Source organism: Saccharicrinis aurantiacus, from assembly GCF_001660705.2.
GTDB lineage: Bacteria > Bacteroidota > Bacteroidia > Bacteroidales > Marinilabiliaceae > Saccharicrinis > Saccharicrinis aurantiacus.
In genome coordinates this window covers 1-20,156 of sequence record NZ_LYBV02000038.1, presented here as the reverse complement: position 1 = coordinate 20,156, position 20,156 = coordinate 1, and the positions used below count along the sequence as shown (strand labels likewise).

The 20,156-nt window shown below is 34.5% G+C and carries 21 protein-coding genes; 7 read left to right on the top strand and 14 right to left on the bottom strand.

Translation table 11 applies throughout. The features are described from left to right. Nucleotides 1-4 precede the first annotated feature (4 nt). The 8 genes from A8B35_RS19735 to A8B35_RS19700 are packed head-to-tail and all read right to left on the bottom strand — an operon-like array spanning nt 5 to nt 10,527. Nucleotides 5-1,123 carry a BamA/TamA family outer membrane protein gene (locus A8B35_RS19735; RefSeq protein WP_068475308.1) on the bottom strand — a complete coding sequence of 373 codons (1,119 nt, stop codon included), beginning with the start codon at nt 1,121-1,123 and terminating at the stop codon, nt 5-7. Further along, nucleotides 1,123-1,779 (bottom strand): outer membrane beta-barrel protein, encoded by a 657-nt coding sequence (locus tag A8B35_RS19730; protein WP_068475306.1) that lies wholly within the window; start codon nt 1,777-1,779, stop codon nt 1,123-1,125. Before A8B35_RS19730 ends, A8B35_RS19735 begins: the two co-directional genes overlap by 1 nt. After that, complete coding sequence (locus tag A8B35_RS19725; RefSeq protein ID WP_068475304.1) at nt 1,780-2,820, bottom strand: adenylate/guanylate cyclase domain-containing protein; 1,041 nt, start codon at nt 2,818-2,820, stop codon at nt 1,780-1,782. 19 nt (nt 2,821-2,839) lie between these two features. Beyond that, complete coding sequence (locus A8B35_RS19720) at nt 2,840-3,505, bottom strand: ion channel (protein ID WP_068475302.1); 666 nt, start codon at nt 3,503-3,505, stop codon at nt 2,840-2,842. Between the two features lie 11 nt (nt 3,506-3,516). After that, nucleotides 3,517-6,618 carry an efflux RND transporter permease subunit gene (locus A8B35_RS19715; RefSeq protein ID WP_068475300.1) on the bottom strand — a complete coding sequence of 1,034 codons (3,102 nt, stop codon included), beginning with the start codon at nt 6,616-6,618 and terminating at the stop codon, nt 3,517-3,519. A 21-nt stretch (nt 6,619-6,639) separates the two neighbouring features. Beyond that, the gene (locus tag A8B35_RS19710; RefSeq protein ID WP_068475298.1) at nt 6,640-7,731 is read right to left on the bottom strand and encodes an efflux RND transporter periplasmic adaptor subunit; all 1,092 of its coding nucleotides are present in this window, start codon (nt 7,729-7,731) and stop codon (nt 6,640-6,642) included. Between the two features lie 19 nt (nt 7,732-7,750). Further along, on the bottom strand, nt 7,751-10,081 hold the full coding sequence (locus A8B35_RS19705; RefSeq protein WP_068475296.1) for a TolC family protein: 2,331 nt from the start codon (nt 10,079-10,081) through the stop codon (nt 7,751-7,753). A gap of 2 nt (nt 10,082-10,083) precedes the next feature. Further along, nucleotides 10,084-10,527, bottom strand: a complete 444-nt coding sequence (locus A8B35_RS19700) for a hypothetical protein (protein WP_068475294.1) — start codon at nt 10,525-10,527, stop codon at nt 10,084-10,086. Nucleotides 10,528-10,761: 234 nt separating this feature from the next. On the opposite strand from A8B35_RS19700, the gene A8B35_RS19695 reads away from it, so the two are divergent. The 3 genes from A8B35_RS19695 (at nt 10,762) to A8B35_RS19685 (ending at nt 13,297) form a co-directional block, all read left to right on the top strand. Continuing rightward, nucleotides 10,762-11,292, top strand: coding sequence for an outer membrane beta-barrel protein (locus A8B35_RS19695; RefSeq protein ID WP_068475292.1), 531 nt, complete (start codon nt 10,762-10,764; stop codon nt 11,290-11,292). Between the two features lie 200 nt (nt 11,293-11,492). After that, nucleotides 11,493-12,536 (top strand): sensor histidine kinase, encoded by a 1,044-nt coding sequence (locus tag A8B35_RS19690; RefSeq protein WP_068475290.1) that lies wholly within the window; start codon nt 11,493-11,495, stop codon nt 12,534-12,536. A 2-nt stretch (nt 12,537-12,538) separates the two neighbouring features. Further along, nucleotides 12,539-13,297 carry a LytR/AlgR family response regulator transcription factor gene (locus tag A8B35_RS19685; RefSeq protein ID WP_068475288.1) on the top strand — a complete coding sequence of 253 codons (759 nt, stop codon included), beginning with the start codon at nt 12,539-12,541 and terminating at the stop codon, nt 13,295-13,297. Between the two features lie 115 nt (nt 13,298-13,412). Here A8B35_RS19685 and A8B35_RS19680 read toward each other — a convergent pair whose 3' ends face one another. From A8B35_RS19680 to A8B35_RS19655, 6 genes are all read right to left on the bottom strand, one after another. Next, nucleotides 13,413-13,988: a glycoside hydrolase family 108 protein gene (locus A8B35_RS19680; protein ID WP_068475286.1), complete on the bottom strand. Its 576-nt coding sequence runs from the start codon at nt 13,986-13,988 to the stop codon at nt 13,413-13,415. After that, nucleotides 13,985-14,395 carry a hypothetical protein gene (locus tag A8B35_RS19675; protein WP_068475284.1) on the bottom strand — a complete coding sequence of 137 codons (411 nt, stop codon included), beginning with the start codon at nt 14,393-14,395 and terminating at the stop codon, nt 13,985-13,987. The genes A8B35_RS19680 and A8B35_RS19675 overlap by 4 nt, the downstream gene beginning before the upstream one ends. Further along, nucleotides 14,392-14,715, bottom strand: a complete 324-nt coding sequence (locus A8B35_RS19670; RefSeq protein WP_139314953.1) for a hypothetical protein — start codon at nt 14,713-14,715, stop codon at nt 14,392-14,394. Before A8B35_RS19670 ends, A8B35_RS19675 begins: the two co-directional genes overlap by 4 nt. An 11-nt stretch (nt 14,716-14,726) precedes the next feature. Next, nucleotides 14,727-15,251, bottom strand: a complete 525-nt coding sequence (locus A8B35_RS19665) for a P-loop NTPase family protein (RefSeq protein WP_068475280.1) — start codon at nt 15,249-15,251, stop codon at nt 14,727-14,729. A 107-nt stretch (nt 15,252-15,358) separates the two neighbouring features. Continuing rightward, a complete protein-coding gene (locus A8B35_RS19660; RefSeq protein ID WP_068475277.1) occupies nt 15,359-16,201 on the bottom strand; it encodes a hypothetical protein in 843 nt (280 codons plus the stop codon). 34 nt (nt 16,202-16,235) lie between these two features. Continuing rightward, nucleotides 16,236-17,861, bottom strand: a complete 1,626-nt coding sequence (locus A8B35_RS19655; RefSeq protein WP_068475275.1) for an LPD1 domain-containing protein — start codon at nt 17,859-17,861, stop codon at nt 16,236-16,238. 84 nt (nt 17,862-17,945) lie between these two features. On the opposite strand from A8B35_RS19655, the gene A8B35_RS19650 reads away from it, so the two are divergent. The 4 genes from A8B35_RS19650 to A8B35_RS19635 form a co-directional block, all read left to right on the top strand. Further along, nucleotides 17,946-18,401 (top strand): LPD1 domain-containing protein, encoded by a 456-nt coding sequence (locus tag A8B35_RS19650; RefSeq protein ID WP_068475273.1) that lies wholly within the window; start codon nt 17,946-17,948, stop codon nt 18,399-18,401. 34 nt (nt 18,402-18,435) lie between these two features. After that, a complete protein-coding gene (locus tag A8B35_RS19645) occupies nt 18,436-19,278 on the top strand; it encodes a hypothetical protein (RefSeq protein ID WP_068475271.1) in 843 nt (280 codons plus the stop codon). Nucleotides 19,279-19,391: 113 nt separating this feature from the next. Next, nucleotides 19,392-19,916, top strand: coding sequence for a P-loop NTPase family protein (locus A8B35_RS19640; protein ID WP_068475268.1), 525 nt, complete (start codon nt 19,392-19,394; stop codon nt 19,914-19,916). Nucleotides 19,917-19,918: 2 nt separating this feature from the next. After that, nucleotides 19,919-20,156: hypothetical protein (locus A8B35_RS19635; protein ID WP_139314952.1), on the top strand; the 238-nt coding region annotated here is incomplete at its 3' end.

Sequence of the window (20,156 nt, the reverse complement as noted above, 5' to 3'; positions counted from 1 at the left end):
TATTTTAAAAGGCCTCATTCACACCGAAATATATACCGCCATCGCCATCTTTATTCATACCAATATCCAACCTTAATAAGGTTCGTTTATTCTTGTATAAAAAGTAGCGCGGGCCTGCTCCAAAACTAGTTTTAAAGTCATCAAATAAACCTTGCCCTTTTTCATCATGACCAACATTACCCGTTAAAGCAAAGGCTGCCAATTCCCATCGTTTGCCTACAGGTAACCTGTACTCTGCCTGTAGTACATACAAATGGTCATCTATATATCTACCCTTAAAATAGCCACGAGCTACATCAGCTCCCCCATAATAAGCCTTAGCTTGAAAAGGAGAGTTACCAAATGTAAAGCGAGAGTATAATTGCATTGCCAAAATATTCTTATTACCTAAATTAATATATTTTCTCAGATCGATATGATAAGAGTTAAAAGTATGCGTACTTCCCAACACTCTACTCGTGAAATTTGTACTAAACTGATAGAATCCTCCACCTAAAGGAGAGAATTTATTATCTCTACTATCGTTATTGAGTACAATTCCTATTCCCACAAGTGTTGCTCCTGATGATCCTTCTATCTGATTTGAATCAAGAATACCTCCTTCTTGCACTTCGGTTACATTGAAATCCGAGAAATTAAAAGAAAATCCAAAATTTACATTACTCGGTAGACTTTTTACAAACGTGGCCGACAAAGATACTTCTGTCTGATTATAATCTTCTTCAAGTGTTTCTGAGCTATTAGGTCCTATACCCCAAAATAAGTTAGGGAATATCTTATACCTGAATTTTGTATCTAAAAAGTAATTTTCATAGTTAAAATAAACTTGTGGCTGAATTTCTATCATTAACTGTTTATTCAGCGTATAAATTGCACTTGCTAAAACTGTAGAGTTTAAAACATCTGAATTACTTTTACCTGTTTTGAAAAATATTTGAGCTCCACCGCCGAAGGCAAAATTGGTTTCTGGACTATAAAAGGCGATTGGTACAAGTAATGTACTTATTTTTTCATAACCTAGGGTATCTGTTTGTATTGCAGTATTCTTAACATCATTTTCCTGTCCATAACAGAATACTGTGAGAGATATAAAGAGACTTATTATAGAGTATATTCTTTTCATTAGAAGAAAAATTGATCTAAGTAAACGTGAAAGTTAAAGCTAAATTGAAGTTCGGATATATCGTAAGTATCTTTACTGGTACTAAATAAAATATCATCTTCTCTTTGTAAGTAAATCCTTGAAGCTGTATAAGAGAGAGACATACCAAAACCTACACTATTATTTATTATGTATATAAATCCAAGTCCTGGGGTAATTCCAAAGCCATTTCCGTAAACATCCTCGTTTGAAATAATAGAATTGTCACTATCGTAAACTATATTTTCATTATAAATTGCAGTATAATGTGGGGTAATCTCCGCATACAAAGAAACAGAACCATTTCTAGCAAAATATAATCTACTCCAAGGACCAATCAAGAAATTCTCAGAGTCTAACTTAAAGTCATTCTTATCAAAATCGGTTCTCGAAAGTTCGAAGTTAAGACCTATAGCCAACCTATCTTTTATAAACACACCACTTTTTGTACCTATTCTATATCCTGTAGTTTTAATTGATCCTCCTGAGCTGACATCTGCATTTTGGTTGGATATATTTCCGTATAAACTTGACAGAATACGCCCTTTTGCAAATATAGTTGAATCCGATTCTTGAGCACTTATCGTACCCCAACATAGTAGAATTAATAAAATACTACTTGTAATTTTATATATCATTCAATTAGCGTTTTTTAGGTTAACAGCATAAATTTTAATGGGTTCATTTTTGCCTCGAAGAATATAACTACCCTTTTCTTCGATATTATAATCATCCTTTAAAGTAATTCTTTCTTGGATATTTCCTGATATTAATAAGTCTGATTTTAGTTGATTGCATTCTGCTTGAATCCTTGCTGTAGTGTTAACGGTATCCCCTAAAAATGCAATTTCACGTTTGGCTTTTCCTATCTCGGTAACGGTAACATCACCTACATGCAAACCTGCCTTAAATGCTGGCTGTACACCATATTTATTTTTAAAATATACTGATTTATTATTCAAAATAGTAGAGAATTCGTAAAAAGCCTTGATGGCAGACAAAGGATTTGTTTTCAATTTTGTTGGCCAAGTAATTATAGCTTCATCACCTACATATTTATGTATTATACCTCTGTGTTTATTAAACACAGATAGTTCATAAAAACAGTCTTGGATAAATATACTAAACTTTAAATGTCCCAGTTTTTCAGCAATTGCAGTTGAATCCTGAAGATCAAGAAACATAAAAATGTGTTCTTCTTTAATGGGTGTATAGTATTTACCTACAATAATATTTTTCAATACTCCTGGTCCTAAAATGAGCTTTGCACTCATTGTAATTGAAATAAGTGTATTTACGATTAACGAGTACATTGTACCCAACACTATTGTTGGTAATGTCATGAAGTTACTGAAAGAATCAGGCATTTTTTCTATATCAAACTCGTTTAATAGAGGATACAGAGTCGCTATAATTATGAGCGCAACAAATAATTGTGTTAAAAGTGCTATACCCAATAACTGATAGAAACGAACCCGTTTTGTTATATAACTTGTAATTAAATAAAATAATATTCCATACAAAAAACCCTGAACAAGCCATGTTATTGCAAAAAATATGATGTGTTGAGAATGTAAATATTCACCTGATTCTAAATTAGATATACGAACAATATGCCAAATAACTGTGGCTAAAAACCATCCGCCTAAATAGGTCGTTTGTATATATTTATATCCCATTTATTAAGATCTATTACTTTTAAGATACAATTTGCTTCTGGTTAACAAATTTTCCTACAACAACGGCGGTTATGATTACTAGATAAAACTGACCCAATAAGCCAATTAATATAGTCGCTTTTTGGGCAATAAGAGTAACTGGTAATATATCTCCATATCCTATTGTCATAAGTGTGATGTAACTATAATACATTAACCTTTCTGTGATATTAATAGACATTCCGTTAACAACATTCGAATCAGAAAACGAATTGGGATGAATAATCTCGATACTAATAAATAATAGAAAACCTATTAAACCCAAAGAAATAAAACCGCTAATTAACCCAAAAATTACATTTTTATTAACCTTTTCTGCTTCCCAGATTTGTTTAACTATGAAATACGTTACTATTACATAAAACACAAACATAACAATTACTCTTAGGTAGATAAATGACCGAATATCTGGATAAATACTTGCAATGGTAAATACACCTCCTATTGCTAATAGTACAATGGCAAATACCTTAAGCTGGCCATGTTTGGGATTACCTATAAATAAGCTCCCCGCAAGTATATTTAGATAAAATAAGAATGGGGATAGTAACGAAAATACACTCGCTGGTATTACTAGAGAGCCAAAAAGTATCACAATTTGGCTCACTAGAAAAATCTCAAACCTATATTTATATATCTTTTTCAAAATCTAATTTATTATAATGTCTTATATATAAATCCCTTGAAATTAATTCTATAAAGCACACTATAGAAAGTAGGTATAAATAATAAGGTAACCACTGTACCAAATAGAAGTCCAACCATAATAGTTACAGCCATTGGCTCCCAAATAGCGCCACCACCCAAATATAATGGTACTAAACCTAATACTGTTGTAAAGGTTGCCAATACAATAGGCCTAAAGCGTTGCAAACAGGCCGTTATAATAGCATCTTGCGGAATGCGCTTATTTTCATTCTCTTCTATTTCTATTCTGTCAACAAGTACAATGGCATTGTTAATTACAATACCAGCCAAAGATATGATACCGAGAAATGCCATAAACCCAAAAGGTACATTAAAAATTAATAAGCCTAATACCATTCCTATTATCCCCATTGGAATAGTAAGTACAATCATGGTCATTTTTCGGAATGAATTGAATTGTATAATTAATAGCATAATAATAATGAATGCCGATAAAGGTAAATAATTGGCTACTGCACCCATATTCTCAGCACTACTTGCAGCATCACCACCTAATTGATAAGTATACCCCTCACCCCAGCTTTCCTTTTGATCTTCGAGCCAAGGTGTTATTAATGTTGTTATCTCATTGGCATTACCATCTGCAGTAAGTTCACTTTGCACATTGATTGTTTTGGTTAAATTAAGGCGCTTAATTTTTGTGTATTGCCACTTTGGAATTATCCTAGCCACTTGAGTAAGCGGAACACTTTTGCCTGAATTCTGACCATATACATTAATTGTTTCGAGCGAAGCTAGTGACTGTTCATTACTATCTGCTCCAAGCAATACAATAGGAATAGATTTATCATCTTCACGATACTCACCAGCATTAAATCCATCAAGAACTGTTTGTAAAGATGTTGCAATATCTTGATTGGTTACACCTGCTAACTGCGCCCTACGTTGATTTATCTCAATTACGAACTTTTTCCCTTTGGGCCCCCAATCATCTTTAATATTTTTTGTTCCATTTATTGAAAATAGCTTCTCCTTAATTATGGCAGAAATTTTTGCTAATTTATCTGGATCGTTACCTGATACTTTAATTTCAATTGGAGTACCTCCCCCGCCTGATCCTAATAAACCTACTTTAATGTCAGCATTAGGAAAATTATTATAGCAATACGTATCAAGCTTATTAACTAACATAGAATTGGCTAAAAAATGTGAGGTGTTTACTATAATATGGGCATAGTTAGAATTGGCTTCATCAGCATTATATCCTAAATCGTAAGCAGATGGACCTTTACCAATATAACTAGACCAATCCGTAATTCCATCAGAAGAACTGTCGTTCACTAATAAACTATCTTTAATAAATTGCTCAATGGCAAATACTGTTTTCGAAGTTCGTTCAATTTTAGTTCCCTGAGGTAAGTTAACATCAATGGTAATCATATTTCTATCACTATCTGGAAAAAATAGCACATCTAAAAATGCGAAGCCAAAAAGGGATAAAAAGAATAAACCTAAAATACCAAACAAAACAGTCTTACGCCAAGATAAAGACCATATTATCAAAGCTCTATATTGATTCTTCATGCCATCAATCATACGATCTAAGAAACCTTTCTTCTTATTTGAGTTCTTATTTACCTTTAAAAAGAATACACATAACAATGTTATTATACTAAGAGAAATAAGCCATGATGAAACCAAAGCTATTGTAATAACAACAAAAATAGGCCCCATGATATCACCCATCACAGACTCGGCCATAAAGAATGCTAAAAAGGCGGCTGATGTTGTTAAGGTTGATATTAATAAGGGTTTGAACAATTCAGATGCTGACTCTATTGCAGCTTGCTTTACATCAATACCTTCTTCCATTTTAACCATTATAGACTCGGCAACTACAATAGCGTTATCAACCATCATGCCGAGTGCCATAATTAAAGCAGCCAATGTAATTTGATTTAATCCTAAGTCAATTAAACCCATTATCATTAAAGTAGTAATGGTTACAATAGGTATTAAACTTGCGATTACCATTCCTGTTCTGAAACCAAGAAAGATTAACATTACAGCCAGCACAATGCCTATTGCTTGAAGTAAGTTAGTCATGAAATCACTAATTTTAGCATCAATATAGGTATCGATAGATGCTAATCTAGAAACAGTAAGCCCAACTGGTAAACGACTATTATATTGATCCAATACAATGTCAATCTCTTCGCCTAGTTTTATAATATTACGGCCTTCTTTAAGCGATACGTGTAAGGATAACCCCTCTCTACCATTTATACGCACGATTTGTTCTGCCGGATAAATATAACCAGGTTCTACATTAGTAATATCACCTAAGGTTATTACAGCATTTGATTGACCAATTGGGATAAGCATATTTTTGATATCCTCAACAGAATTAAAACTACCTGTTGGTTCCAAAATAATACGCTCGTCCTCAATGCTAATCTCTCCTCCTGAATTCAGAATATTTGTACTACTAATAATTCCCTGTAAAGAAGTTGATGTTAGTCCGTATTTTTTAAGCTTCGCATTATCAAACTTAATAAATACTCTTTGCGCTTGTGCGCCATTTATTTCAACCTTAGCCGCATCATTAAGTTTAATTAAGTCATTTCGTAACTTGTCAGCTTCCTCTTTCATTTCTTTATACGAGAAACCATCGCTGGTTATACCAACGGCAATACCAAACACTTCTCCAATCCCATCATCTCGCAATTGTGGATAAACATTATTTGGTAAACCCTGAATACCATCAATTTTCCTTCGTAGTCGATCCCAAACAGCTTGTAATTCATCAGGGGCAACTTCCATCTTCAACTCAACATTTACAACAGAAAGCCCTGTGCGAGATGTGCTTGTTATCTGTTTTAATTCAGGAAGTTCTTGAGCAATTTTTTCAACTTTATCAGTAACCAATTCTTCAACCCTCTCTGGACTAGCGCCAGGGAAAGAAGAGACGATAGATGCAACCCGAACTGTATATGGAGGCATACTATCGCGTGATAGTGATTGATAAAAAACGAGTCCCATTACCATTACAACAAGTAAGATACTTAGTACAACTCGGTTTCTATCTATAGAGAATTTAGCAAAATTCATAGTGCGTAAATTATATAAGAGTTATTGTAATTTTACTTTCTGATTATTCAATAATGTTTGTAAGCCAGCAGTTGCTATAAGTTGACCTTCTTCAAGTCCTTTAAGGACTATAAATCCATTATTTGTTAACTCACCAAGCGTAATGTTTTGTTTTTTTACAATCCCAATTTTATTATCAGAAGTTTGTATACACATCACAAAATTGCCATTACCATCTTCGCCAACAGCTTTAACAGGCACAACTAATTGGTTTGAACCCGAATCAGAATCTGATCCATAAGTAAATGTAACATTAGCAACCATGCCGGGCTTAATAGATTCTATCGGCTTATTGATATCTATTTTTACGGGAAAAGTGGACGTGTTCGAATCGACTATTGGAGATACCTCTATCACACTACCCGTAAATGTTCGACCCGTAACCGAAGAAAATTCTACTTCGGTAGTCATCCCAAGTGCAACGTTATTAATTACATTTTCAGGTAAACCAACTAATACGTTCACATCATCTCCTGCATTTAATATCGCAACAACTTGTCCTGATCCAACAGTCTCATTCAAACTGATATCCACAGCAGCTAAAACTCCGCTTTTAGGCGCATATATATAACCGTAATTAATCTGAGATTGATCTATATCCTTCTTGCGCTTTGCTGATTCAAATTTATCAAGAGCATTCTGAAAATTATTTTTAGCCGTTTCGTACTCGCTTAAAGAGTGGCTCCCCTTTTCATATAAGGCTTTACTTCGCTCTAAGCTTGATTTAGCAGTATTCATAGCCGACTGAGCACTTTTTAATGCAGAGATAGACTGCTCGTAGGTAAGTTGTGCTTGTACATTATCGAGTCTCATCAATAAATCTCCTTTTTTGACCCGTTGCCCAATTTTCGCTTTCAATACAGATACAATACCACTGGTTCTAAAACTCAATTCAATTTTGTTACTAGCCGAAGCAACTCCGCTATAACTCCGAACTTTTTGAGCATTCATTTTTGCTACAACTTCGTACCGTACAGGTTTAATTACTTCTTCTTTCTTTTTTTCTTTATTACCACAAGCACTAATTATAATAACTAGCACAAGCATTGCAAGAGTGTGATTTAAATATTTCATGTTCGTTTTTTTGAGTTTGTTAATCCATTATAAATTGCTTGGCTCGCAATACAAAATCATCATTTTTAGCTTCCGAATTCATATCAAAGAAATTACCTATCATACGCTGTAACTTCATCGATACAATTCTGAAATTGTATTGTGCTGTGGCATTAGCTATGTGCGCCTGGAAATAATTATTCTGAGCATCGATGAGTTGAATTACAGGAATAACTCCATTTTGGTATTCATTCTGAGATAATTCTAAACTCTTCTTTGCAAATTCTAAATCCACTTTAGAAATCTCGATATTTGTAATCTCATTAATAATATCTAATACAATTGCATTAATATTTTTTTCAATACTCAGTTCAAAATCTTCTTTTTGGATATTCAACTGATCTTGTTGAATCAAGGCAGATTGTCGATTAATATTTCTTGTACTCTGCTGAAAAATAGGAAGAGATAAACTTACGCCAACATTATAAAAACCATCGGGAATTACAGGAAAACCAGCCGGTGTAGTAGACCCTGCACCAGATTTACTTAAGGTATGATTATACTGACCTTGAAGTGCTAATGTTGGAACAAATCTACCTTTATCGTTTAAGCGAAAGTTTCTTTCAACTGCTTCTAAATTATAGTCTATATTCTTCAATTCAGGAACATTGCGCTTTGCCTCTTCGATAAAGAAGTTAACTAACACTTGTTGTTGTGATGGATCGTCTAATGCCTTTAATAGAAATGCATAACTCGATTGGTCATTTAATACATTTCCAATCAATGTATCCTTCAATTCTATCTGATCAGAAATAGGTTTATTCAGCAGTTGATTTATATCAAAATAAGCTTGACTTAAACTATTTCGAGACTCAATTACACTTTGTGTATTTTGCGCCAACTGACTTTTAAATCGTAATACATCAGATTGACCAGACTCACCAAGTTCATAATTTTGTAATGCTATTTCTAAATTTTGCTTTGTAAGTTTCAGATTAAAAGACTGAATACTTAAATTAGTTTTTAAAACTAAAGCATTGTAATACAAAATTGATGCATTAAGCAAGGCATCTAACTCTGAAGCATTATAACTCTCTTTTTGCGAAGCCAGAATATTTTTCTGTATGGATATATTAGCACTTGCTTGCTCTGAATAAATTACCTGAGATAAACTAACATTAGCCGCAGTTGAAAATTCTGGGTTTTGTCCGCTGGATGCTTCTGCCAAATCAGGATCAGCATATGCTGCACTTACATTGGCACCTAAATCAGGTAAATATTGACTTTTGGAACTTTTAACATCCTGTTTACTAAGCTCAATATTTTGTCGTTCGGCAGCTAATCCCAAGTTAGAGTCCACCACTCCATTCATAATATCTATCATCGAATAGATGTTATCTGCGTAGCTTGTTTTATCACCTTCTATAAGATTAACTTTAACCAACATGCTATTTCTGATGGGAAAGCCAATTTGATTTGCTGTACTTGAGTTGATAGATAATTGCTTACTATAATTAATGTGTAATGGTAAGTTCGATGCATTTTCTCCACCATTTATTTCTTCTACATTAAGTGCTATTCTTCTGAAAATTTGAGTGAAATTAACCTCAGGCTGATTGCTTGCTAACACTCCTCTTTCGACATCAGTAACCCCATAACCTGTAAGCGAAGGGATTTTCTTTGCATTGATAGAATCAATTAAAGTTCCAAATTGATTATTGCTAATGCTATTGTATGAAACAAGATAAGCAGCATCAATATCAGAAACTAAACTCTCAATATTGCTATCTTTATTTAATCCTATTAATTTGTACGTGCTTGCTTGCTCCCTAAAATACTCTTGAAAGACGCCTTCAATGGGCAATAAATCTAGTAGGTATTGATCTACAAAAATACCAATATTCTGGAAGTTGGTAAGTTCCTTAAATGTATCTAAATCCTCCTTATAAGAAAATGGAGTGACCAAGTAAGTTAAGTTATTTACGCCTGAAGTTAATTGACCTAGTGGTATATCAACCAAATCGTTATTAATTGCCCCAACAATAATAGTAGGTTTAATATAATTTTGTTGTTGATACAACATAATAGTATTTACAACACCGAAGGAAATAATAATATCAGATTGTAAATCAATCAGCTGATTGTAGTTCTCCTTAGCTTTGTTAATGTCGTAGTTATTAAACAACACTTGGTTAAAAACAACATTACTCCCTTTTCCAACCAGAGAGTTAATCTCTTTTTTTAATTGATCGAGATACAAATCAGATTCCGAGTTAATTTTCTCATCCAGAATTCCTATTCTAAGTTGTTTTTGCGCAAAGCCTACATTACATAGAATAGCGAAGAAAAATAAGATAATAATATGCTTCATAATTAATTAAAATATTTATTCATTTTTTCATCTAACAGATTAAGTACATCTGCATTAAAATCAAGCGAATCCTTAATAAACTTATTCATTTCTAGATTCTCATCAGACCTTAAATTCAAACACTCTTTTAACAATAAATCTTGTTTCTTATAATTATTAATAATCAATTCTAAAAATAATCGGGTTCCCTTGGTATCAAGATAAAACAAGCGCTTTCCTTTTCGCTCTTTAGAGTTTATAAACGCAACACGGTTTAAGCCAATTAAGAGTGTTAAGGTTTTACTTACTGAACCTTTAGTCGCTTTCGATAGCTTAACTAAATCACTAAAACTAAAATACTTTATGTCAGACGAATAAAATATACCCATTATCTTTCCTGCCAATGGTGGAAAGCCATCTATACGGTATGCTTCCGCAAACCTATCTAATATACTTTCGTTACTCATAATGATAAAGAAACGCCAAACCTACAAAATAGTTTCGCAACTAGGAAACTTTTTTAAGTGCTAAAAATAGAGGTAACTGCAAATGCGAGATAGCTCCTCCAAGATTATTTCCATTTACGATAAAGATTCTTCCATTTCGCAATAAATCGAAGCCATTTCGCAACAAAAAAAAATAAATTATGGATAAAGGCAGCCTACTTTTGTTGCGTTCAATTTAAACAAAGATTATAAATTATGAAGAAGTTATTAGTTGTTGCTTTTATTACCATTTTATTATTTGGAAGTATAATTAACTTAATGGCCCAAGACAAACATTTTGGTGTACGTGCAGGATATCAAAATTCAAGTTTGATGCTTAATTCGCACAAACAAGGGCAGTCGTTAAATGGCTATTATGCTGGTGCCTTTAGAGACACCAAAATGCTGCCTTTTATGTTTTTTCATTCAGGAATAGAATATATGCAAATGGGTGGCAAAATAGAGAATAATGATTATGTGCTTAATTATATCGGTGTACCATTAGGACTTAAATTCAAAGTAGGACCATTATATGCAGTTGGCGGTGCCATGGTGAATTTCAAAATCTCAGAAAAAGGAAGTCCATATGATAATAAAGCCAATTGGTACGATTCAAATGTATATGCTGGTGCAGGTCTTGAAATACTTATTTTTTGCTTAGAAGCAAAGTATATGTGGGGATTAACTGATGTTAATAATGGCTTACGAAATGATGCTGTGCAAATAGGCTGCGGTATAAGATTCTAGATTAGAACTCTATTAATAAGCATTTAAGCTAAATGAAACTGTATTTTTAGTAATACGGTTTCTTTTGTTTATTGTACTACAAAGATCATAGCACAAGTACTATTAATTAAATATATTTGTGTGGTTATAGTTATTGAACCGCAATAACTTTTGGTTTTATATTATAAAACTTCATCTCAACTAACTTTTAATAAGTAGCAGTGGAAAAACTAATAGCAGAAAATATTAAGGAGCGAACTATTATTGTAATTTCTTTACTCTTTTCATTTTTAATAAACCTATCGATTACAATAGATAGTGTTAACTTATTTTTGAATAAGGCATATAAGGTACCGCTCTCAGAATTATTATTCCCTTGGATATATAGTTTATTAATGATCTTTCTATTAGCTTGGTTTATACTAAGTTTTAATCTTCGCCTGAAAATAAACTTACCCTTCAATCTATATTATAAGAGTCCTACCGCCATATCAATTATAGGAACCATTTTTATCGCATTAAGTATATTTTTTATTTTTATTTTAGGGAATTATGCATTCGGATCTGCTGAGAGTATCAGAGATGGTATTACAAGATATTTATTTGGTTGGAGTGTAGTAATCTCGATTTTAGTTATTCTATCTCGCACATTAAAATTTCAGAAACAAAGTGACTTAGAACGTATCCAGAAGGAAAAATACAAGAGTGAAAAACTACAAAGTGAACTAAAAGAAGTACGCGATTTTTTAAATCCTCACTTTTTGTTTAACTCTCTTAATACATTAAATGCACTCATTAAAATTGATGCAGATAAAGCTTCATTATTTACAACACATCTATCGCGACTTTACAGGTATATACTGCAGAATAAGGAGCACGACCTAGTTAGTATCGAAGATGAATTATTCTTTATTGAGAGTTATACAAAGTTGATGAATATTCGCTTTGGTTCTCAGTTTAATGTGGAGGTAAATATATCTAACGAACATAAAACTGCATTAATTCCTGTATTGGCGCTTCAACTATTAATAGAAAACGCCGTTAAGCATAATGAGATCTCTTCTGAGAAACCACTTACTGTGTCAATATATATTGAAGGTGATATGCTCTGTGTAGTTCACCCTCTTCAGGAAAGACGCAACCGTATTACCAGCACTGGAAATGGAATTTCAGGTCTCTCAAAAAGATGTATGATCCTTATGAAAAGAGATATAGAAATTATTAAGAATGAAAATTTCACTGTTAAAGTTCCAATCAAAATGTAATTATGAGAGTAGTAATAATTGAAGATGAATGGGGGGCGCAAGAGCAGCTTAAAAATATGCTCGAACAACTAGTTCCTTCAGTTGAGATAGTGAATGTGTTAGATACGGTTAAGAACAGTATCCAGTTCTTCAGAACTAATCCTGGTATTGACCTAATATTTATGGATATTCATTTGGCAGATGGCTTATCTTTCGAAATATTCAATCATATACACATCAATACTCCCATTATTTTTATTACTGCGTTTGACCAGTATGCTATAAAAGCATTTAAGGTTAATGGAATTGATTACCTTTTAAAACCTTTGATACAGGATGAGCTAGAGTTTGCCCTAAAAAAGTTCGACCAGCAAAACTCGAAATTGCTCTATAAAGATATATTTAAATCCTTTTATCACGAGATCATTTCTGCCAAAAAGGAATATAAGAATACTTTTTTGTTGGGAAGTAAAGACAAATTATATCCGGTATCTGTTAGGGATATTGCTTCATTTCATCTCGATTTAGGAATTGTTAAATGTCAAACCTTCGATAATAAGGAATATACAGTCAACAGCTCTCTCGATCAAATAGAGAACGAACTTGACCCTAAAAACTTTTTTAGAGCCAACCGTCAGTTTATCTTGCACCGTGACGCTATAAAGCACATTAGTTATTATTTCAACAGTAAACTTAAGATTAAAACAAACTGCAATTTTAAGGTCGATATAGTTATTAGTAAACTTAAAGCTACTGATTTTAAAAAGTGGTTAGGGTATTAAGTCTAATACTAGAGTAAGCCACACCAAAATAATCTATTAGTATTTAAATTCATATCAATTGTTATTCGATGTGATCTATTACTCTAACTTCAAAAGTTTAATAATCTTTTTCAGCTTAAAGATCACTGTCATATTTAATCTCACTGACCCTCTTCAACCACCCGTTTAAAAACTTAAAGTTCTGTCCTCGCTTGGCTATTGTGTGATAATAATTGATTCTAGCCATTTTTATAGCATCAAATACTGTTTGAGTATGGCATTTATCGATAGCCATTAACGTTTGTTTACCAATAATCCCATCCATTTTAAGTTCATAATCGAAGAACTGGTTTAAAGTTCTTTGAACACCTCTGGCTCCCCAATGGCCGCTATTGACACACCAATCAAAGATGATTTCTTGTAGGGAACCATGTTTAATTTTATCAATATTATATAGATGATAGAACTCTGCTTTGTAGAATTCTTTAACCAATTGTGTTAGTTCCGGAACATCTATTTTAAAATTCCTCTTAATACTTCCATAGGTCTCTTTATATGCATCAATATACTTCCAGCCATTCCAATCAGGATGCAAATTTCTTGCAACACCCATATAAGTTTCACCACCACGGTCGCCTTCTACATTGGCATAATATCCTTCGTGCTTGATAACTCCAGCAAAGAGCTCCTCAAATGTTTTTATATGTTTCATGATCGTTTAGATTTCAGTTTTACATCATTTACTCCACTTATTGAACCTCCAAAAAGGAAGTCGATTATCGTGCTTAGTTTGGTGGATATGCCGCCATTGATACTGCTTATAAAGGCAATTTGCCAATCTTGTAATTCAATGGTTTGAAACACGAAATAATTAAGCATCACAAGTGTTAAAGTACACCATGCAATCAGGAAGAAGATTGCAAAGGTCTTTTGTAACCAGTTGTCTTTGGCATACATATTTCGTGCTGAGTCTCGGTCTGAAACAGCCATTTTGAAAAGTTCCATTTTACCCTGGAGCTTTTCCTCCTTGGTGGTGAAAATTTCATCTATCAGTTTTGTTCCTTCTTTTAGTGTGCTTGCAACTCCTGCGTTGCTTAGTTTTGAAAATAGTTTTCTCATTTCTCTACAAATTTTAGTATGGTATCTAGCTTCTCGTTAAGCTGTTTTATGGTTTGATGGAATAGCTCCTTGCTCACGTATATTTCCTTGGAACTATCCCTTAAATCGGATATGCGTTTGTGCAATACGGCAAACTTTCCTTCACATAAATTCAGTTCCTTTGCCAAGTGTTTTATGTCCTTTTCAAGCAGGTCTGTTTTGGCCTCCACCGTTTCTTTAGTCGCATTTTTTGCCAGTGCATTTCTAATGATGTAAGACAAAACACCCACGATTAATGAGCTAATGGCTGCTATGACTACCCAGTAGAATTTTATGGTCATTTCTTCCATGATTAGAATATTTTAATGGTTTCGTTACTACCGTTGGGAAAACGGTTTTTCTCCATGGTAGCTGATTGATTTTCGATGTGCATAATGGCATCACAATCATGCTCCCAGTCGCTTCCGCCTTTTGATGTACCATCACGATTGGCTTTAAAAACAAGCACAAATGATGTATTGGGGAATTGCCTCTTCAATGCTTTAAAATCATCAGGTTTAATACCTATGGTTTGGGTACTATCAAAGAATACCACATCGTATACTCTAAATTGCTTCGGGTTATAATCTTCCACAAAATCAATAGGCTGCGTGATATTCAAACGCAATAACTTTTCCTGAAGCGAGGCTTTTACGCCTTCTTCGTTGGAGATATAAAGTACTTTAAGTTTGCTCTTCACCAGAACATTGGCCAGCAACATGGCTACCGAACTTTTTCCATTGAATCGCTTACCATAAATCATCAGATAAAATGGGCTGTAAGGTTGCCCTAGTAGTTTACCAAACTTACCGCCAATGCGTAAAGTTGAAAACTTCATTTGAGCCAATTCACTAGCTGATACCACTTGATCTGGCGAAACTGAGATAGACTGATTTACTGCCCTTGTTCTTGTACCACTACTTTTGGGCGACGCAGTAGTGGTGTTTACTTTCCCAATCCAGCTATTCCTTTTAGGCCATTGAGTTGAACGCTTGTGACTAGCAATTTATCACTTTCCAGGTAATCGTTTAAATGCTTTTGTACCTTCTTAATCTGATCGTACTCCTTTTCAGATTGCTTTACTTTTCCATTCTTCAGGGAATTGGTAATGGTCGTGAGTAGTCGTTGTGCTTTTTCCTTTGTGATGTTGCCATACAGATTTATAAAACGTTTAATAAGTCCAACAGCCGGGGTAACGCCATAGTCATCCACAATATTTTTCAGCTTCGTGTAAATTGAAGTAGGAACTTCAAACTTACAGGTAGCATTCATCTCCTTATAAGTCTTAATCAAATCATTGCTGATACTTTTAATCTCTGAGGCATACTTACTTGTTTTTCGGATGGTTTTCTCAGTAGCTGCCTTCTGAATGACCTTATATAAAAGTGACACCTGACGTTCGGTAACGCTCTTGTTATGAAAATTCAGGTAGCGCCTAATTACCTTTATTTCCATGGGGATTAAATCCACTTCAATGGCTTTTCGTTGGGCCTGTTTGGGCTGCCGAGTCGTTTTACCTGCTGTTGTCTTTTTCTTTGGTGCTTTAGATTTTGTGCTAACCTTTTTTGCAGGTGCTTTCTTTGGGGATGTACTCTTCTTAGGGGTATCTTTTAGATAAGGCTCCACAATCTTAAAGTGATTATCCAACATCTCTTTGATATCCTTATCCTCATTGTAGAAATCGGCAAATGAATCAAACTCCTTATGGGCTTCCTGAGCGACCTCTGGTAATTTCTTAAAATCAATGCTTTTGGTAGCTTCTTTGTAGTTCTTTATTGTAAGTTTCATATCTATCTGTATTACGTTTTAGTTCCTATTTTTCCTATTTGGCTAGTGCTTGCTTTTGTTTGATGCGGATGGCTTTGGCTCTTATCTTTGCAAGAGCTAATTTTCGATCTTTACCGACAATTACACCCTTGTTTACACCACCTTTTTCAGTCAAATCGATATATTCATCTGCTCTTTGCTTGGTGAATGGCGTAAAGGACTTGAGTTTAAATTGCACCTTTGCTGCTTCTATCAAATTATCGAAACACTTATTGATGTACGTGCGCTCTTTTCCCTGGGGGTAAACTGGATGGGCAAACATTCCTCCTGATACCAGGTAATTATTCTCCCGATTCTTTTCCTTCAGTTTATCGTAGATGTAGCATTCAAATCTTCTGGCAAATAGTTCAGCCGTATTCTTCCAATAGGAGCCTTGTTGTTTCGAATAGTGGTACAAATAGCTATCGGTTGACTTTTTGCTGTTTGTATGCGCATCAGTAAAACTTATCAATGATTTATCTTCATGATTGTATCCAAAACGCATCATACTCACCAACGCTGCCATGCTTTTATGGAATGGTGTCTGTGTGACTCCAGTTTCTATTATATATGCCAGGGTGCTTATGAAATAAGCCTTACGGAATGATTTCTTTGAGTTATTCAGGTAAGTTCTATTTCGACCAAATTTCTCTAGGATTAAATCATAAGTGGTTTCCGATAATAGGGATAACCTACTCAAACCAAATTCATTCAAAAAGTGATCGAAAAAGTGTCCCCATTCGTGCGCCACAGAACCATCACCATTGCGTTTGGTGAGGTTAATCAATTGCCGAGTTGGATAATAGGTTGCCATGGCTTTTCCTCCTCGTCCAAATGCTCCAAAACCGATGGCCAGCTTTTGATTTATACTTAAATCAATATCCAATATCTCGCATAAGTCAACGATGGATGCCACAAAATGTCGTATGTGCTCCTGGGCTTCATTGTCCTTTACGTAGTTTCCTAGAGTTATCGATTTAAAATGCAGTTTATGAATGACAGTCTGTTCATCTGCTTTCTCAATAAACAAACCACCAGTGCGCTTAATATAGCTAAGCGTTATGGCTGCTATTTTTGGCTTTGTATTGCCTTCTGATTTTCTTTTTTGATTAGTATCTGACCATGACCAATCTGGTTTGAATTCTTTGTATGGGAAATGCTCCTTTTTGGTATCAAATTCCTTTATATAATCATTGATAAAGCGAGTACAAACCGACTCCACATACTTCACATATTCAGGAATACTATTCATACTTGAAAGCATACCGCCTCTAAAAGTCAGATCACTGTATTTATGACTTTTTAAATCTGCCGATGAGATAATCTGTTTTGCTGAATCAATGCACTTTTGTTGTTTTTCAATGAGCTTATCGTAATAGGTTTTTAGGTTCTTGTAAAGAGGTGCAGCCGTTTCTTTGCTTACACCTGAATATTGGCGAGCTTCAGTGAGTGTTTTCTTTGCCACACCAACACCACTCGAATAGCCGTAAAGCACAGAAATTAGATTACGTAGTTTCTTACCAAAGAGCATTGTAAAATCAGTTCTTGGAACAATTTGTCCGTTTGTTGCTATGGTATATAGCTTCTTCAAATCATCAATAACAATAGCTTCGCTTAATACCTGATGAATTGTTTCTGCCATTTTCACGTACTGTGCCCTCGATTCTTTGGTATTTAGATAAGGCTTTGCTGGATATGACTGGCGAATCTTTGATTTTAAAAATCATTGATAAGTTTTACTGATGCGCATACAAACAGCAAAAAGTCAACCGATAGCTATTTGTACCACTATTCGAAACAACAAGGCTCATATTGGAAGAATACGGCTGAACTGTTTGCTAGAAGCTTTGAATGCTACATCTACGATAAGTTGAAGGAAAAGAATCGGGAGAATAATTACCTGGTATCAGGAGGCATGTTTGCCCATCCGGTTTACCCCCAGGGAAAGGAGCGCACCTACATCAATAAGTGTTTCGACAATTTGATAGAAGCGGCAAAGGTGCAATTTAAGCTAAAGTCCTTTATGCCATTCACCAAACAAAGAGCAGATGAATACATCGATTTGACGGAGAAAGGCAGTGTAAATAAGGGTGTGATTGTAGGTAAAGATCGAAAATTAGCTCTTGCTAAGATTAGAGCCAAAGCCATCCGCATCAAACAAAAGCAAGCACTAGCCAAGTAGGAAAAATAGGAACTAAAACGTAATACAGATAGATATGAAACTTACAATAAAGAACTACAAAGAAGCCACTAAAGGAGTCGATTTTAAGAAATTACCAGAGGTAGCCCAGGAAGCTCATAAGGAGTTTGATTCATTTGCCGATTTTTACAATGAAGATAAGGATATCAAAGAGATGTTGGATAATCATTTTAAGATTGTGGAGCCTTATCTAAAAGATACCCCTAAGAAGAGTACATCCCCAAAGAAAGCTCCTGCAAAAAAGGTTAGCACAAAATCTAAAGCACCAAAGAAAAAGACAACAGCAGGTAAAACGACTCGGCAGCTCAAACAAGCCAAACGAAAAGCCATTGAAGTGGATTTAATCCCCATGGAAATAAAGGTAATTAGGCGCTACCTGAATTTTCATAACAAGATCGTTACCGAACGTCAGGTGTCACTTTTATATAAAGTTATTCAGAAGGCAGCTACTGAGAAAACCATCCGAAAAACGAGTAAGTACGCTTCTGAGATAAAAAGCATCAGCAATGATTTGATTAAGACTTATAAGGAGATGAATGCCACATGTAAGTTTGAAGTTCCTACTTCAATTTACACGAAGCTGAAAAATATTGTGGATGACTATGGCGTTACCCCGGCTGTTGGACTTATTAAACGTTTTATAAATCTGTATGGCAACATCACAAAGGAAAAAGCACAACGACTACTCACTACCATTACCAATTCACTGAAAAATGGGAAAGTGAAGCAATCAGAAAAGGAATATGATCAGATTAAGAAGGTGCAGAAGCATTTAAACGATTACCTGGAGAGTGATAAATTACTTGTTACAAGTGTCCAGCTAAATGGCCTAAAAGGAATAGCCGGATTGGGAAAGTAAACACCACTACTCCATCGCCCAAAAGTAGTGGTACAATTGTAAGGGCAACTAATCAGCATAAGTCTATCTCAGTTTCGCCAGATCAAGTGGTATCAGCAAGTGAATTGGCTCAAATGAAGTTTTCTACTTTACGCATTGGCGGTAAGTTTGGTAAACTGCTCGGGCAACCTTATAGTCCGTTTTATCTGATGATTTATGGGAAGAGATTCAATGGCAAAAGTTCCGTAGCCATGTTGCTGGCCAATGTTCTGGTGAAGAGCAAACTTAAAGTACTTTATATCTCCAACGAAGAAGGTGTAAAAGCCTCGCTTCAAGAGAAGTTATTGCGTTTGAATATCACGCAGCCCATCGATTTTGTGGAGGATTATAATCCGAAGCAATTTAGAGCATACGATGTGGTATTCTTTGATAGTACCCAAACCATAGGTATTAAACCTGATGATTTTAAAGCATTGAAGAGGCAATTCCCCAATACATCATTTGTGCTTGTTTTTAAAGCCAATCGTGATGGTACATCAAAAGGGGGAAGCGACTGGGAGCATGATTGCGATGCCATTATGCACATCGAAAATCAATCAGCCACCATGGAGAAAAACCGTTTTCCAAACGGCAGTAACGAAACCATTAAAATATTCTAATCATGGAAGAAATGACCATAAAATTCTATTGGGTAGTCATAGCAGCCTTTAGCTCATTAATAGTGGGTGTTTTGTCTTACATCATAAGAAATGCACTGGCAAAGAATGCGACCAAAGAAACGGTGGAAGCCAAAACTGACCTACTCGAAAAGGACATTAAACACTTGGCAAAAGAACTGAATTTATGCGAAGGGAAGTTTGCCGTATTGCACAAACGCATATCCGATTTAAGGGATAGCT